Here is a 14896-nt window from a genome sequence, read left to right as displayed (position 1 = left end):
ACAGCTTCGGCTGTCCTTTTTGGATTTAACCTCTTAACGAGAAGAGCAACACCAGAGACGAAAAAGTCTGAGGTGTTACTTTCAAATCGAATTAGCGCAAAACGGAGCGAATCAATCAGTAAAAGTAAGGGTTACCAAGCACTATCGAGCAAACGGTCAAAACTACTGAAGACTTGCTCACACTTCATCACTCGACCATGCCCCTGACCTTGTGTTGTCACTAACTCAACGTTTTTAATCTCTTCAGCCGCTTTTGCCGAGACACTGTATTTGGTGAACTTATCTTGCTCATCATGAATAATAATGGCGTGAGACGGACGCTCAGACAAACGCTTCATCGGATCAATGGACTGTAACGGATAACTAAATTGGTCTTCAACTTCTGAAACCACAGCATTAAAAAGCTTCATCGAGTAACCGGAACGCGCAATGCTACCGAATAAGTTCTCTACGTAATTTAATACCGGAGCAATAAGCAGCAAAGGCTTGTTTTCTAATTTACTGTGCCTACACTCAAGAGCAGAAGCGGTGCCCATGCTGTGCCCAACTAGGCCAACAATATCCTCGACCGTATCCAACACATCTTCTAATCCTCTGACAAACCCCGGAATGTGCCCATACTGCCCCTCACTCTCACCATGTGCCGGATGATCGTACGCCAAAGCAGTAAACCCTTTCGACGCAATATGTTCCATCAGTGGATAAAACTGACTTGCCGTTCCAGACCAACCATGAGTTAGCACCCAAATAGGTCCAGAGCCCAAAGTATAGGTTTTGATGATGCCTGCATGCCCTTTAATTTCACCTTTGATAAGCCCTTGAGGCTCAATATTTTTAGGTTGCGTACGAGCCGGTGTCAGAAGAAGCTTGCGCGCGGTCTTCTTTGCATGTGACGGGGCCAGTGTATGGTGTAACCGAGTACTAATGTTCACCAAACTGCGCTTAATACTGAAACGTTGCGATGTATTAAAGTAAATTTTTTCACTCATAATCATGTCCTTAACTATCAGCTTTGCACAAAATAGAACGGTCGTGCTTTTTATACTGATAAGAAAGAGCGAACTCAGCCGCTCTTTGTGATTTTATGTCTACGAATCTGGGAAGCGAATAACCGATATTAGCCTTTCCAGCGAGAAAATAAGTTGTCGATCCCTTGCCAAAACAGACGCAAGCTTTCTTGCTCACCTTTAATTGAGTAAAAAACATGCGCACTCAAATAGAGACCGTACAAATCAAACGTTGCTTGGCGTGTATCTAAGTCTGCTGCAAATTCTTGCTTCTCTTTGCCTTTCGCTATTTGGATCTCCAAATAACTCAGCCAAGTGTCTATGGATTTACGCAGTCCGGCCTGAAGCGGGCAATCTTTATCTGCCGTATCATTCCAAGCGTCAAGAAACATACAACTTCCTTGGAATGCGTGATTCCAAGTCATCCAAGAGTCGAGCAACCCTCGAATTTTACGCTCGATATTGCCATCCCCGAGTTCTCGAGCAGGCTCAATAACCCGATCAGCGAACACTTTATTGGCGTGATCAAGCACCGATAGCTGTAAATTCAACTTCGAATTAAAGTGGGCAAACAGACCACTTTTCGACATACCGCATTGCTTGGCTAACTCTCCAATCGTAAGACTTTCTAATCCGTCTTCGCTGGCGATCTCAAAAGCCCGCTGCAGAATAAACTCTTTTGTCACTTTTCCTTTTTGCATAGTCTTATTTTTAGCACGATCGTTCTTTTTTGCAATCTCGAGTTAACTGGTCTAACCATTATTCAGTGCTATTTTCGACTCACGAATCAGGTATTGATTGCGTTAATAGGTTAATAATTAAGAAGTTTGAAGTAAGTCTTAATTTTCAAAACAGCTTCAATGTAAGCGCAAGTCTGTTGACTTTTTCACGTATTACTTCAGTAACAACCTGCTATTTTCACCTAAGTTTTTTATTTAGGTAAACAATGTAATGGCAAAGAAACAAAAAATAGCCAGCTTAGAGTTTGCACGTATCATTGCAATGCTTGCGATTGTGGGTTTGCATTGCCAGATGGCACTGACGTACTGGCAGTGGGATGGGATATCATGGGTTGGCTATATGCTCAACCAACTGGCTCGTTTTGCTGTTCCGCTATTCTTTCTCATCTCGGGTTATCTAATCCAGCCGAAGTTGAGTCATTCACCTATCGATACTCTTAAGAACTACGCCAAACCGTTAATGAAGGTTTGGCTCATTTGGAGCATGATCAGTTTACTGATGCCATTCCAATGGCAGACGGTCGCTGAGGCTGGGTATCTCGCCGAAAGGCAAGGTTATTGGGGGTACTTAATGTCAACCCCGATCAATTCACTCATCGAAGGCGGACTCGTTCATCTGTGGTTTATTCCGGCTCTGGTCATTGCCGTAGCGTTAATTGCCTTTCTCGTGCATATCAATATGGTGCAACTGATACTGCCAACTGCAGTATTGCTATACATATACGGGGTCTTTGCTGGCAGTTACGCGACCATTACCGACCTGCCAGCGCCTTTCTTTACTCGTAACGGGCCTTTTTTCAGCACGTTGCTAGTTGTTCTGGGTTATTTCGCACGAGAAGCGCAGTGGCGGTGGTCGCGAAACAATACGGTTCGATGCATTATTCTTGGCATAGCACTGCATTTTGGTGAAGCTTACTGGCTGATGCAACATGACATCGCTTTCAACTCGCACGACTTCCTATTCGGTACCGTTATCTGGGCTGTAGGTGTCTTTATGTGGCTTTTGGCTCACCCTCATTTTGGCGACATGCCTTGGGTCTTCAAACTATCTCCTAGCGTGTTAGGAATATATGTTAGCCATCTGCTTATCATAATTGTCATGATGAATGTCGCTGGATTTATCGGGCTGCAACACCTCGCGAAAGATGTGTTTATTTATCCTGCAACGATTGTTGCAACCATACTGCTTGTGAAAGCAATTGACGCTTCACCGTTGAAAAAATGGCTCCTACGCTAAATGCATTCAGCTCTAGATATAGCTAGCTTTAACTCAAAAGGGTTAGAGCTAGCCAGTTAAAAATGAGATTTCTCTCTCACTGACCAATTTTTGACTTTCTAATCCTTCAGAATTTGCTTTCACTCACAAAAAACATTGTTCATTTCCTTTAAATTGGCTCGACTATTACAACATTGCTCATTAAACGGAGGCTGTATGTGGGCAGGTCAAGGACTCGTTCCTTTTTTAGAGATTAGTCACTGGTTAACTTACGGTTTATATGCCGCTGCGGTTTTATTCGGCGCAGCAAGCATTGCGTCACTCAGAAAATAGTGGCGCACACTATCATTTCCTAACTCCTACTGTTAATTCGAGCTCTCTCACAACTAACTCATTCATTTGTGGCTAATATTTCTCCAACCAGACAAAGGAGAAATGTCTATGCCAATCTATCCAATTGTGGCTTTCTGCTGTTTGTTGTTCTCTAGCGCCACCTTTGCTGCATCAACCAATGAACTGAATCTTGTTAATTCTGGTGTCGGTTACGCGGCTCTGATTATCTTTTCGATCGCTTACATACTGGTTATGTTGGAAGAGTATCTGAAAATGAGAAAATCCAAGCCAGTGCTGCTCGCTGCAGGGTTAATTTGGATTCTGATTGGCTACACCTTTGCTCAGCACAACCAGCCTGAAATCGCCAAATCCGCACTAGAACACAACTTGTTGGAATATGCCGAGTTGCTGCTGTTTTTGCTCGTGGCGATGACTTACATCAACGCAATGGAAGAACGCAAACTCTTCGATGCCTTACAGGCGTGGATGGTTGGTAAAGGTTTTGGATTCAAAAAGTTGTTCTGGCTGACGGGGTTTCTCGCTTTTGTCATTTCACCGATTGCCGATAACTTAACTACAGCCCTTTTGATGTGCGCTGTAGTGATGAAAGTCTCTGGTGATAATCCTAAGTTCGTCAATCTTGCTTGTATCAACATTGTTATCGCAGCCAACGCTGGCGGTGCATTCAGCCCATTTGGAGATATTACAACCCTGATGGTGTGGCAGGCCGGTCATGTCAGCTTTGCTGAGTTCATTCCGTTGTTTGTACCGTCATTGGTGAACTACTTGGTTCCCGCATTTTTGATGTCACTTTTTGTTCCAAACACAAAACCGAATACGATTCACCAACACGTTGAGCTAAAACGCGGGGCAAGGCGTATTGTCGCGTTGTTCATTTTGACGATTGCCACCGCAGTCTCTTTCCATGCTATGCTGCACTTCCCACCCGTTATGGGCATGATGATGGGCTTGGCGTACTTACAGTTTTTCGGATATTTTTTGCGTCAAACTCTTAAACACTCACTCGCAAAAAAAGCAGCTATGGCAATTGCCAATGGCGATGATCAGGCATTGAAGCGCTTAGGCTCAGTGGTTCCGTTTGATGTGTTTCATCGTGTGTCTCGAGCCGAATGGGACACCTTGTTGTTCTTCTACGGTGTTGTGATGTGTGTTGGCGGTTTAAGTTTACTTGGCTACCTCGAACTGGTTTCAAACGTCATGTACACGCAATGGAACCCAGTCTGGGCAAACGTAATGGTTGGTGTCCTATCTGCAATCGTCGATAACATTCCGGTTATGTTTGCTGTACTGACCATGGAACCAAGCATGTCGATGGGCAACTGGCTACTCGTCACATTAACCGCAGGTGTCGGGGGCAGTTTGCTTTCCATTGGCTCCGCGGCAGGCGTCGCTTTAATGGGAGCCGCGCGTGGACAATACACCTTCTTTGGCCACCTAAAGTGGGCTCCCGTCATCGCCTTGGGTTATGCCGCCAGTATTGCGGTACACTTGTGGATGAATAGCGGTTTATTTACTTAAAAACACCTAGAATTAGTCACTTAACTTGCAATGTAACCTAACGGTCGGATGGATGGTTAACGCCATCCATCACTTCAATCGCTCCCAACTCATATGGGTTGACGCCCTCTAAGCAGCCGACATTATAGCCATACTCACTCGGGTCAGAACGACGCTGATGGTGCGTATAAATACCGCACTCGCCACAGAAAAAGTGCTTCGCAGTGTGTGTATTAAATTGATACTGCTTCAAGACGTCTTCGCCTTGCACAATACGAATACCGTTCAAAGGTACAGACGCGACAATCGCGCCACGACGTCGACACATAGAACAGTCACACCGTCTCGGTTTCTCAATACCATTGGGTAACGCCAGTTCCAACTCAACTTTTCCACAGTGACAACTCAGTCGATGTAATGTGTTGATTTGGGTGTTGCCAACTTTCTTAATCATAACTTTTCCTTGTTGTTTTTCTATCTGTGTACATTATGTTAAACAGGTTAATATCATCATAATCTCGTCCAAAAACTCGACATCCATCACTTTTCGCGACATTTTATTGGCCGATTTGTTAGTTGCTATTTTGGCGACTGTCTATCGCGTCCGTGAGACGTGTTATCTCCGGCGCGGTTTTTAAACCAAGGAAATTAATTTATGGACAAAGATCATAGCCTAAGAGAGAACCTCTTGGCTCTGACGCTCGGCAGTGCGTTAGTGTCACTTGGGGTGATATTTTTTAGCAAAGTAGGATTGCTCACTGGCGGTACGGCTGGCTTGGCGATCTTCCTAACCAAAGTGAGTGACTTCAGTTTTGGTCAGATATTTTTCGCTCTTAACCTCCCTTTTTATATTTTATCTGTGATGCGCATGGGTTGGCGCTTCACTATCAATACCTTTATTGCAGTTTCGATTGTCTCTTTTGCGGTCGATCATCTGCATCATGTGATTGAGATTTCACGAATCGAACCTTTCTATGCGGCACTTTTGGGTGGTGGGCTGATTGGAATCGGTATGTTGGTAATTTTCCGTCACAAAATGAGTTTGGGTGGCTTTAACATTCTAGCGTTGTACCTTCAGGAACGTTTTGGAGTTCGAGCGGGTAAAGTTCAAATGGCGTTAGATTGTGCCATCGTGGTGATGTCACTGTTCATTGTAGATGTGCACCTTATCGCTCTATCTGTTCTAGGTGCCATCGCAACGAACTTGATTTTGGCGATGAACCATAAACCAGGACGATACCAAGCAAAAGCGCAAGCAGCATAATCATCGCTGCATAGTCAACAACCCTAAAGCCCCCAGCCAGTCGCTCGGGGCTTTTTCATTCAACGCTAAGATCACGTCAACGAGCTCGTTTTGCAGTGCTGCTGCATCTCTTCATCCAATTTAGCTTTATATTTCTGGCTAAGATGGAAGTGTACTTGCATCAACAAGTCATGTGCGTGGAACAGCTCAAACGCGTCGCTACCATTTTGCTGACAAATAGCCTCACAGCGCTCAGCATGCACTTTGGCTTCTTGCGGTTTATCCGCTTTAAGCAAGCTCATCGCTAAGCGATACTCTGCGCGCTCTTCTTGCATCCAACCCCCTGCCACTTTCCAATAGTCTAGCGCGAGTGTCGCTGCTTCTAACATCTTCGATTTTTCCATGCACGTGCGCTCAGCCAGCGCTTCGTACTGACATGCTAAGTTGTTTGCAGTGATCGCGATAGCGCGCGCTAATGGCCCTTCTGCATCGTTCGGCGTCATTCCTAACGCTGCCTTCACCAACCATTGACTCGCCAGTTCAAGCTGAACAAGTGCAGAAAGTTCATTCGAAATCAAAGCGTAAACTCGGCGTTGTTCTTGCTCTTCCAATAATTCCATATTGTCAGTGCCATCTACGAAATAGCGCACAACGGCAATACTGCGTTGAAATGCCAAACTCTCGGCAACCTTGCGTTCATCAAAGTGCTCTAAACAAGTAAGAAACTGTTCTGGGCACTGGAGATGCCCAATAGCGGTATGCAGCATCAATGCGAATATTCGCTCGATTTGGGTAACGTCTTCCACCTCGCTCAGAGCCGTTTCTAGCTTAGCATAAACTTGTTCGGGATTTTCCTCGTGATGCTGCCAACACTCACTCATGAAGGCATCAAAATCCGTTTTGAAAGGCATGTCCTTATTGTCCTTCTTCTATTCGTATAACGATTATGAAACTCTACACTATCGTTACCCCTGTGTAGCACGCTTAATCCCAATACGAGAATCGCCTCACTTAAAGCAGTGTACCTTGCTCCAACGCGAGCAAACGTTGCTTGCGCTCCACTCCACCTGCATACCCAGTCAGTTTTCCGCTTTTGCCAATAACGCGATGACAAGGCACCACGATAGAAATCGGATTCTTCCCGTTTGCTAACCCAACAGCACGCACAGCTTTAGGGTTACCTATCGCATTCGCGAGATCTTGATAGCTCCACGTTTCCCCATATGGAATGGTCGTTAGTGCCTGCCAAACTTGATTTTGAAAATCAGTGCCTGTCGCTGCAAGGGGCAAATCGAATTCGTTGCGCAGACCAGCAAAGTATTCATCCAGTTGGGTGACAGCTTGGCGCAAGACCGGATGCTGCTCGTCTCGCCCCCCCAGCTCACTCGGCTTAGTGGTGCATGTTTCAAACCAAATGCCAAGTAAGCCCTCAGCGTTCGATTGGATAGTCACCGTTCCTAGTGGACTCGGCATTTCGGTATAAAATGTTTTCATGATTGATTCCATAAGTGAAACGTCGCGTAGCTTCCCCAAGGGGCCGCAGTGTGCGTATTCAGTGATGGGTAACGCTGCATCGCCTTTTTCACCACTAAGTCTTTATCTAGAAAGCAATCGGGTTGAGATTGCCCTCGCAGTTGAGCATAACTGACGGTCCAAGGTCCAATGCCTTTCAAAGCTAGCCACTGCTGGGGGTCAGCTTCTGAGTTGTCCTGCATAAACTGGGCGAAGCGCACTAGCGTCTCTTTACGGCTTTGCGGCATGCGCAAAAAGCTCACGTCGGCGTTCGCAATATCACTGGGAGTCGGGAAAAAACGTTTTTCTGACTCACCACTAAGTGTGGCCACCAATAAGTTAAGTTGACCAATCGCAGCTTTAACCGACACTTGCTGGCCTAAAATCGCTCTAGCCCCTGCTTCCCATGCATTCCATACACCAGGAATACGAATACCTTTACTCGACACGAGCCCAGGCGCGACATACTCCAAATGCTGCTCAACAGTACAAATATCAGCGTCAAGATCGAACATACGACGAATGTCAGACACCAAATTTTGCAGCTTCGTTACGTCTTCAATTTCAAACGCCAGTTCTAAGTATCCTTCACCTTTTGTCGCTTTAAACCAGGCTTTGCTGTCATCCAAAAAAACGTTGCGCTGATAACTCTCATCACTCACCAGCTCAACCCCCTCAACCGCTCGCAAACGATAGAAGTCCAACATGTGCGACCAATTCAACTCACCTCGATAAGGTAAGGCAATTCGATTGCAACCCGCACCATCAAACTCTTTACGGCGTACTTGAGAAGGCGTTAGTTTGAGAAACTTTTGAAAAGCATCGTTAAAGCGGCGCGTACTGTTAAAACCTGACGCAAACCCCACGTCGGTGACCGACATAGAGCTGGAGTGAAGCAACTGTTTGGCGAACATTAGTTGCTGATATTGCGCATACTGCTTGGGTGACATACCTAGATACTGCTCAAACAACATACGTAAGTAACGGTCAGAAATCCCAACACGCTCAGCCAACTCAGACACCGAATGGTGATGCAACTCCCCTCTATCAATTAACGAAATCGCTCGTTGAAAGGTCGTCTCGACACCTTTCCATGCCCAAGATCCAGGCGCGCTGTCAGGTCGACAACGTAAACACGGACGGTACCCTGCTTGAAGGGCTTGCGTCTTATCAGCGAAATACTCAACATTTTCTTCTTTAGGCAAATTTGCCGGGCAAATCGGACGACAAAAGATTCCCGTTGTTTTTACCGCCACATAAAATCGCCCATCAAAACGACTGTCTCGCGCGACTCGCGCCTTGTGACACTGCTCGAAGGTCAGTGAGGTATGGGGGTGAATAAACATAGTGCTTTCCTTGCTCATGCCTTTTGTCATTTATTGTTCATAGGCATCGTTCAATATAGTGTTATTGTAGCTTGCTTAAGCGCCCACAATTAGCCATTTTCGGAACTCAATATTGAGATTTATTGGCATTAGCGTTTTTGTACACTAAAGTTAGATCCAGAACATCACAACAACGTCGGCTAAAGGGAATTGGCATGGACTTACATACTTGCGTAATTGTATTAAGAAACCAAAAGGTTATTACCAGTAAATCCGTAGATCATTCTATTGGAATTATCGAACGAGACTCAGATAACGAGATCTCAGAAATTCAGATTAATGCGACGGATGGACGTAATATTCGAACTTATCACTACAACAATGTAGAGGAGTCATTAGAGAGCTTAATGAACCTCTGACGGTTTTCTTTAACGCACCTTTCTCCCTTGTTAAAAGCGAAAGCAATAGAGCACAGTACATGTGCTCTTTTTTTGTTTAACAGCAAAAATGTTTATCGAAAATAATGACAGACCTTGATTTAAAACAGACAATAATCGGCAAATAAACACTCGAATATAAAAATCAAGACATTGATTTAAATAAATAAAAACCAAATATTCAATTTTTTAGAACGAGTTTATCAAAACCCTCCCGTTATTTTTATATTCGCCTCTACCTAAACTGTTCTCAACAGCACGGGAGCACACGCTTCCCACTCATTGAAAAGAGTCAGAGGACAGAATCATGAAAGCACTATTACAGAAAATTACCACATCAAACGCAGGTTACAGCGCACTATCACTTCGCGTTCCAATCGGCATTATCTTTATGGCGCACGGCGCACAAAAACTATTTGGCTGGTTTGGTGGCTACGGGCTAGAAGGCACAGGTCAGTGGATGGCATCTATCGGTTTAGGTCCTGGCGTGCTCATGGCGTTACTTGCGGGCAGCGCAGAGTTCTTTGGCGGCTTGTTCATTTTACTTGGTCTGCTAACTCGACCAGCAGCGGTTGCTTTGGCGTTCACGATGGTGGTAGCGATATTCTCTGTCCACTTTGAAAATGGCCTGTTCATGGCAAACAACGGTTACGAGTTTGGCTTAGCATTACTGGCAGCAAGCGTTTCTCTGGCGTTCTCTGGCGCAGGTAAAGCAGCGTTAGATAACTTCTTAAACAAAAAGCTCTCTTAAGGAGGCCTTATGATTACGGTAAGACATGCAGCAGACCGAGGTCGAGCAAACTTTGGCTGGCTTGATAGCAAACATACGTTTTCTTTTGGTAGCTACTACGATCCTCAACATATGGGCTTTTCTGAGCTGAGAGTCATTAATGACGATGTAGTCAAGCCTGGCGCGGGTTTTGATACACATGGCCACCGTGATATGGAGATCATCAGCTATGTGTTGGAAGGTGTTATCGCACACAAAGACAGTGAAGGTAACGTCAAAACACTACCTGCAGGTGAATTCCAACTCATGTCGGCAGGGAAAGGGATTTACCACAGTGAGTACAATGCATCGAACCAAGATACGCTGCGGTTTCTACAGATTTGGATTCAACCGAACACATTTGGAACCAAACCAGGTTATCAGCAAAAAGATTTTGGTCGCAATCCTGGGTTAACGACTATCGCAACTCCAACTGGAGAAAACGGCACGCTACTTATTAAGCAAGATGCGACTTTGCATCAGTTAATTCTTGAGCCAAGTAGCGAACTAAACTTTGAGATTGAGTCGGGCCGAAATCTATTCATCCATCAAGTGACTGGGAGCCTTAGTGTCGACAATACCACTTTGACGGCTGGCGACGGCGCGAAGGTTGAACACCAGAGTAAGGTTGTTTTGCGCAATACATCAAACGAAAGCACAACAGCCCTGTTGTTTGACTTACCATAACTATCGATTCATCGAGATAAAAACAAAGCCGCCTTGATTTCTCAAGGCGGCTTTTTCGTTTTTCTGACTTTTCATTCAACGCTATTCGTCGGAAGTGCCAGAACCAATTTGCTGAAAACTGTAAGCGGTCAGTGGATCGATCTCTTTGACAATTTCTTCCACTTGCTTAATCGCGTCTACAGACGAGCTAGCTTTACGATAGCTCAAATAGATAGGGCGACACCAATCTTCTACTCCAGACACCTTGTGAAGCTGCCCATTAGCGATAAATGGCTCCACGAGAGAGATTGGTAAGTACGCGGCTCCACCCTTCTCTAAAATAAAGTCCAATGCGATACGCGCTGTTGAAGTGCGTAAATATGGAGCCGGAATCTTAGGGTGACGTTCAGAATGCTCTGAGGAGAAACGCGTCCCCCAGTCAACGTACACATATTTGTTTTCGAAAACGGTGTCTAAAGAATCTTTCTCAGTTGATACCAGAACGAGAACAACATCTGCCACTTTTTTACAGTTAAGCTCATCAGCTTTGATCTGATCGAACGCAAATGCCATATCTAACGTGCGCTCTAGCAAGCTACGACTGAGCATCTCACGTCCCATCACTTCTGCCATGAAGCCATAACCACCAAACGAATCTGTGACGACACTTAAACAATTCTGTAAATAAGCGTCCCAAATGTTTGGCGTGCCACCTAACGTTAGTTGCAGCGCTTTGCCATCTTCAAGCGATAATTCTAGCTTCGCTTGTTGCAATGTAGTGACCATTACCTCGGCATAGCTGATTAAGCGCTCACCTGCAGAGGTCAACTTTATGTTATTTCGATCACGAATAAACAATTGCGTATCGAAGTAACTTTCCAATTGTTTGATACGTGCGCTCACAGCGGCTTGGGTAATATAAAGGTTCTCAGCAGCACGTCCGAAGTGACGAACTCTTGCCAGCTCTAAAAATGTTCGAAAGACTTTTACATCCATAAACCATCTCCTGGTTAATATAAAACCAGATTAACAACTAATTAAAATCATGACGACAAAAAAGTTTTGTTTTTCTTTTGTTAGATTTAAGCCTAATTTTCGCCGTAAGTTCACTACATTCATCAATAACGGTTACAGAGGCTGTTGACATGTCTGACACTGAATTCCGTCATGGCAAAAAACGTTTTTACGATAACGTAAAATTCCCACGCGGCTTTGCAAAGTCTGGCGATTTTACTCTTTCAGAAGAGGAAATCCTAACAATTTATGGGGATACAATGCTTGGCTTAGAGTCAGGCGAATTAACACCTGAAAACAGCGAAGAGAAACACTTCATCAAGGTGTTAGAAAACCCGGGCAAAGCAAAAACAAAACTTGAGCGTACGTGGCTAAAGTACACCCAACTTGCTCGTGGTCGCAAGCGCTTCCATACGCTAAATGGTCGTAACAAGCCTGACGCCACAGAAGAATACATTGAAGAGAGTTTGGTTGAAGACGATTAATAACCAATAACCTAGTTCTCGCCTTTTTCTAGCAGTAGGCGAAAGCTCGTTTGACTTTACTGAGCGAGCAAGACAAGCTCATTTCTTCTCCTAAAGCCCAAGGGGGCATTCTCCCAAGGGCTTTTTTAATATTTGGGTGATGACCGTTTACTTGGCGAGCGTCGCAATCTTTTTCAGAAAGCTCTCTTTCAAATGCTCTTGGTCATATTCCAAGTGATAGGTGTTGTGGAAGCCAATTTTTAGCTCAACACCATTCCCTCTTAAGAAAACGTTGTACCCATCGTAGTCAGAAAACGCTTCTACACCTTCATACATTTTACCAAATTCGGTTGGCGTACCGTTGTTCATCACACATTCGTAAGCCTGTAGTACTTTGCTCGGATCTAACTCATTTTTCATACCGAATTCCTCACTGGTTTACACATTTCAATTATGGTTAAAGAATGAGCGCCATGCCATATCTAACCCATAATATTTGAAGTTCGTGTGCGATTTCGCACTCTGTAGGTTGTTAAAAAACAAGGTTAAGTGCGAAGGCAGAACTTAATTTAGATCATAAATTTTATCTATTGATTCGTCAGTTTCATAATGCAATTTCTTTGTAAAAAATCGTCTTATAAAAGCATTTAGATATAAAAATCGTCGACAAAACCAACATTGGTTAAAGAAAAAGCAAAATTTTGACCTAAAACAATAGCAGTTCGCCATTACTTATTTTATAATGCGAATTAATGTTTCAGTACATCGTCAATTCCAATAACTAGGGGCACAAAATGAGACTTATCCCGTTAACTCGAGCAGCACAAGTAGGTAAGTGGGCAGCTGCGCATATCGCTAAGCGTATCAACGACTTTAAACCTACTGCTGAGCGTCCATTCGTTCTGGGTCTACCAACTGGTGGCACTCCTCTAGCAACCTACAAAGCCCTAATCGAGCTTTACCAAGCCGGCGAAGTCAGCTTCAAAAACGTCGTGACTTTTAACATGGATGAGTACATTGGCATCCCTGCGGATCACCCAGAATCTTACCGCTCGTTCATGTACAACAACTTCTTTAATCACATTGATATTCAAGAAGAAAACATCAACCTACTGAACGGTAACACAGACGATCACGACGCAGAATGTAAGCGTTACGAAGACAAAATTAAGTCTTACGGCAAGATCAACCTGTTCATGGGCGGCGTGGGTAACGACGGTCACATCGCGTTCAACGAGCCAGCGTCATCTCTTTCTTCTCGTACTCGCATCAAGACCCTCACTGAAGACACTCGCATTGCGAACTCTCGCTTCTTTGACGGCGATATCAATCAAGTGCCTAAATACGCGCTGACTATCGGTGTTGGTACGCTTCTAGACTCAGAAGAAGTAATGATCTTGGTCACTGGCCATAACAAAGCTCAGGCACTTGAAGCAGCCGTGGAAGGTTGTGTAAACCACCTATGGACAGTTTCTGCTCTTCAACTTCACCCTAAAGCGGTGATCGTATGCGACGAACCAGCTCAACAAGAACTGAAAGTGAAGACAGTGAAGTACTTCTCTGAGCTAGAAGCAGAAAACATCAAAGGCTTTTAACCCATAGGATGGCAGCCTAGAAACACACTAAAAATACAAAACCCGTGTTGAACACGGGTTTTTTCTTATCTGAACAGCGGGCTTAAGTCGTCAATAAGCTTTAATACCAAACTGACGAAGACGCTTAGGAAGCACTTCATCCAACTTGTCTAGTTCACTCGGTTCGACTTCGATAAGATTGAAATGATGCTGCTCATAAACAGTACGAATGGTCTCACGGTCGGCCTGAGCCATCTCCCCATCGTCACTTCCCCAAAATTGCAAATAGACTTTGCCACCTGGCAAGTAAAAATCGCTAGTGACATCTTGGTCAATCGGCAACTGACGCTCATAAGCGTGCACAACACCAGCCAAGTACAGCCAGTTGTCGATGAGCAACTCCCCCTTAGAGCGCACGTAATGCCCATCTAATGTTCGGTGCTTGGCTTCAAATTTTTGGCGAAAGCTTGAGTACGATTTATCCGTAGAATGTGACTCCGCGTCTTGCCCCAAAAACTCAATGACAGACTGCTTAAGACGCTTGTTACGCAGCACCACATCGTGCCATACGACAAAGGTATTTTGTGTTTCTTTATCGGTTCTTTGCTGCCCACCAGCGCGCACACCAGCTTCTGTGACACTCCATCCCTCTTCGGATTTGGTCAACCAACCCAGTTCACTCAAAAGCTGGTTCATGCGCTTCGCATTCAATTTCAGCTTTTCACCCAGTTGTGTCGCGCTCAATGTTTTCCCTGAGCTGGGAGTCAGCTCAATATGTAAGTTGGTCGGCCAGACGATGAACTGGCCAAATTTAGGGTGATCCACATACTCACCGCCAAACTTTGCCCCTTCTTCGGTCAAAATCCACTTTTCATCTTGGCGAACGATGTAGCCTGCACGTTTGAGATCGGCAAACAGCAGCTTAGCTTCTACCTTGCGCATTTTCGCTAATGCCGACGTCGATATTTTTTCAGACATGTGGGTACCTCATGCTGCTGCAAAATTGAACACTATGTCGTCATAGTAACGCATTGATTTCACGGCTTGAAGTCAGGCAAACAAGATTTCGTGTTACAAA

17 protein-coding genes are annotated in these 14896 nt (G+C 44.7%); 8 read left to right on the top strand and 9 right to left on the bottom strand.

Annotated features, from left to right (window positions below; all coding sequences use genetic code 11):
* Window positions 1-131 precede the first annotated feature (131 nt).
* Both R7040_RS07795 and R7040_RS07790 read right to left on the bottom strand, forming a co-directional pair.
* On the bottom strand, window positions 132-989 hold the full coding sequence (locus R7040_RS07795) for an alpha/beta hydrolase (RefSeq protein ID WP_064354448.1): 858 nt from the start codon (window positions 987-989) through the stop codon (window positions 132-134).
* 128 nt (window positions 990-1117) lie between these two features.
* On the bottom strand, window positions 1118-1708 hold the full coding sequence (locus R7040_RS07790) for a TetR/AcrR family transcriptional regulator (protein WP_005374416.1): 591 nt from the start codon (window positions 1706-1708) through the stop codon (window positions 1118-1120).
* Window positions 1709-1958: 250 nt separating this feature from the next.
* Between R7040_RS07790 and R7040_RS07785 the strand changes: the two genes are divergently transcribed.
* A complete protein-coding gene (locus R7040_RS07785; RefSeq protein WP_213967956.1) occupies window positions 1959-2984 on the top strand; it encodes an acyltransferase in 1026 nt (341 codons plus the stop codon).
* A gap of 420 nt (window positions 2985-3404) precedes the next feature.
* Window positions 3405-4835: a sodium:proton antiporter NhaD gene (gene nhaD / locus R7040_RS07780; RefSeq protein ID WP_005383238.1), complete on the top strand. Its 1431-nt coding sequence runs from the start codon at window positions 3405-3407 to the stop codon at window positions 4833-4835.
* Between the two features lie 37 nt (window positions 4836-4872).
* Here the strand turns inward: nhaD and R7040_RS07775 are convergent, their stop codons facing one another.
* A complete protein-coding gene (locus tag R7040_RS07775) occupies window positions 4873-5268 on the bottom strand; it encodes a GFA family protein (RefSeq protein WP_017821038.1) in 396 nt (131 codons plus the stop codon).
* 201 nt (window positions 5269-5469) lie between these two features.
* On the opposite strand from R7040_RS07775, the gene R7040_RS07770 reads away from it, so the two are divergent.
* A complete protein-coding gene (locus R7040_RS07770) occupies window positions 5470-6078 on the top strand; it encodes a YitT family protein (protein WP_005374427.1) in 609 nt (202 codons plus the stop codon).
* A gap of 71 nt (window positions 6079-6149) precedes the next feature.
* On the opposite strand, the gene R7040_RS07765 is transcribed toward R7040_RS07770, so the two are convergent.
* The 3 genes from R7040_RS07765 to R7040_RS07755 all read right to left on the bottom strand — a co-directional run bounded on the left by R7040_RS07765 (window position 6150) and on the right by R7040_RS07755 (window position 8915).
* A complete protein-coding gene (locus R7040_RS07765) occupies window positions 6150-6968 on the bottom strand; it encodes a hypothetical protein (protein WP_017633819.1) in 819 nt (272 codons plus the stop codon).
* Between the two features lie 100 nt (window positions 6969-7068).
* The gene (locus R7040_RS07760; RefSeq protein WP_064354446.1) at window positions 7069-7551 is read right to left on the bottom strand and encodes a methylated-DNA--[protein]-cysteine S-methyltransferase; all 483 of its coding nucleotides are present in this window, start codon (window positions 7549-7551) and stop codon (window positions 7069-7071) included.
* Window positions 7548-8915, bottom strand: coding sequence for an AlkA N-terminal domain-containing protein (locus tag R7040_RS07755; protein WP_031780807.1), 1368 nt, complete (start codon window positions 8913-8915; stop codon window positions 7548-7550). Before R7040_RS07755 ends, R7040_RS07760 begins: the two co-directional genes overlap by 4 nt.
* A 194-nt stretch (window positions 8916-9109) precedes the next feature.
* Between R7040_RS07755 and R7040_RS07750 the strand changes: the two genes are divergently transcribed.
* The 3 genes from R7040_RS07750 (at window position 9110) to R7040_RS07740 (ending at window position 10787) form a co-directional block, all read left to right on the top strand.
* Window positions 9110-9313, top strand: coding sequence for a hypothetical protein (locus R7040_RS07750; protein ID WP_017633816.1), 204 nt, complete (start codon window positions 9110-9112; stop codon window positions 9311-9313).
* A gap of 325 nt (window positions 9314-9638) precedes the next feature.
* Window positions 9639-10082, top strand: coding sequence for a DoxX family protein (locus R7040_RS07745; protein WP_005374434.1), 444 nt, complete (start codon window positions 9639-9641; stop codon window positions 10080-10082).
* A gap of 9 nt (window positions 10083-10091) precedes the next feature.
* Window positions 10092-10787 carry a pirin family protein gene (locus R7040_RS07740; RefSeq protein ID WP_017821043.1) on the top strand — a complete coding sequence of 232 codons (696 nt, stop codon included), beginning with the start codon at window positions 10092-10094 and terminating at the stop codon, window positions 10785-10787.
* An 81-nt stretch (window positions 10788-10868) separates the two neighbouring features.
* On the opposite strand, the gene R7040_RS07735 is transcribed toward R7040_RS07740, so the two are convergent.
* The gene (locus tag R7040_RS07735) at window positions 10869-11762 is read right to left on the bottom strand and encodes a LysR family transcriptional regulator (RefSeq protein ID WP_005374436.1); all 894 of its coding nucleotides are present in this window, start codon (window positions 11760-11762) and stop codon (window positions 10869-10871) included.
* A 149-nt stretch (window positions 11763-11911) separates the two neighbouring features.
* On the opposite strand from R7040_RS07735, the gene R7040_RS07730 reads away from it, so the two are divergent.
* Window positions 11912-12265 carry a DUF413 domain-containing protein gene (locus R7040_RS07730; RefSeq protein ID WP_005374439.1) on the top strand — a complete coding sequence of 118 codons (354 nt, stop codon included), beginning with the start codon at window positions 11912-11914 and terminating at the stop codon, window positions 12263-12265.
* 147 nt (window positions 12266-12412) lie between these two features.
* On the opposite strand, the gene R7040_RS07725 is transcribed toward R7040_RS07730, so the two are convergent.
* Window positions 12413-12664: a DUF3081 domain-containing protein gene (locus tag R7040_RS07725; protein WP_005374440.1), complete on the bottom strand. Its 252-nt coding sequence runs from the start codon at window positions 12662-12664 to the stop codon at window positions 12413-12415.
* A gap of 374 nt (window positions 12665-13038) precedes the next feature.
* Here R7040_RS07725 and nagB point away from each other — a divergent pair, with 374 nt between their 5' ends.
* Entirely contained in the window at window positions 13039-13839 is an 801-nt protein-coding gene (gene nagB, locus R7040_RS07720; RefSeq protein WP_005374441.1) for a glucosamine-6-phosphate deaminase, read from the top strand.
* A 90-nt stretch (window positions 13840-13929) separates the two neighbouring features.
* On the opposite strand, the gene R7040_RS07715 is transcribed toward nagB, so the two are convergent.
* Entirely contained in the window at window positions 13930-14796 is an 867-nt protein-coding gene (locus R7040_RS07715) for a hypothetical protein (RefSeq protein WP_005374442.1), read from the bottom strand.
* Window positions 14797-14896: the final 100 nt, after the last annotated feature.

The sequence above is a fragment of the Vibrio sp. 1069 genome, assembly GCF_033340555.1.
Note: the sequence above shows the minus strand (reverse complement) of the source record. Positions and strands in the feature narration are given on the sequence as shown.

Bases quoted from the DNA above. Each gene is read 5' to 3' on its own strand.
- R7040_RS07740 (WP_017821043.1), top strand. From the start codon at position 10,092: ATGATTACGGTAAGACATGCAGCAGACCGAGGTCGAGCAAACTTTGGC.
- R7040_RS07735 (WP_005374436.1), bottom strand. From the start codon at position 11,762: ATGGATGTAAAAGTCTTTCGAACATTTTTAGAGCTGGCAAGAGTTCGT.
- R7040_RS07760 (WP_064354446.1), bottom strand. From the start codon at position 7,551: ATGAAAACATTTTATACCGAAATGCCGAGTCCACTAGGAACGGTGACT.
- R7040_RS07785 (WP_213967956.1), top strand. From the start codon at position 1,959: ATGGCAAAGAAACAAAAAATAGCCAGCTTAGAGTTTGCACGTATCATT.
- R7040_RS07715 (WP_005374442.1), bottom strand. From the start codon at position 14,796: ATGTCTGAAAAAATATCGACGTCGGCATTAGCGAAAATGCGCAAGGTA.
- R7040_RS07730 (WP_005374439.1), top strand. From the start codon at position 11,912: ATGTCTGACACTGAATTCCGTCATGGCAAAAAACGTTTTTACGATAAC.
- R7040_RS07765 (WP_017633819.1), bottom strand. From the start codon at position 6,968: ATGCCTTTCAAAACGGATTTTGATGCCTTCATGAGTGAGTGTTGGCAG.
- nhaD (WP_005383238.1), top strand. From the start codon at position 3,405: ATGCCAATCTATCCAATTGTGGCTTTCTGCTGTTTGTTGTTCTCTAGC.
- R7040_RS07725 (WP_005374440.1), bottom strand. From the start codon at position 12,664: ATGAAAAATGAGTTAGATCCGAGCAAAGTACTACAGGCTTACGAATGT.
- R7040_RS07795 (WP_064354448.1), bottom strand. From the start codon at position 989: ATGAGTGAAAAAATTTACTTTAATACATCGCAACGTTTCAGTATTAAG.
- R7040_RS07770 (WP_005374427.1), top strand. From the start codon at position 5,470: ATGGACAAAGATCATAGCCTAAGAGAGAACCTCTTGGCTCTGACGCTC.
- R7040_RS07745 (WP_005374434.1), top strand. From the start codon at position 9,639: ATGAAAGCACTATTACAGAAAATTACCACATCAAACGCAGGTTACAGC.
- R7040_RS07750 (WP_017633816.1), top strand. From the start codon at position 9,110: ATGGACTTACATACTTGCGTAATTGTATTAAGAAACCAAAAGGTTATT.
- nagB (WP_005374441.1), top strand. From the start codon at position 13,039: ATGAGACTTATCCCGTTAACTCGAGCAGCACAAGTAGGTAAGTGGGCA.
- R7040_RS07755 (WP_031780807.1), bottom strand. From the start codon at position 8,915: ATGTTTATTCACCCCCATACCTCACTGACCTTCGAGCAGTGTCACAAG.
- R7040_RS07790 (WP_005374416.1), bottom strand. From the start codon at position 1,708: ATGCAAAAAGGAAAAGTGACAAAAGAGTTTATTCTGCAGCGGGCTTTT.
- R7040_RS07775 (WP_017821038.1), bottom strand. From the start codon at position 5,268: ATGATTAAGAAAGTTGGCAACACCCAAATCAACACATTACATCGACTG.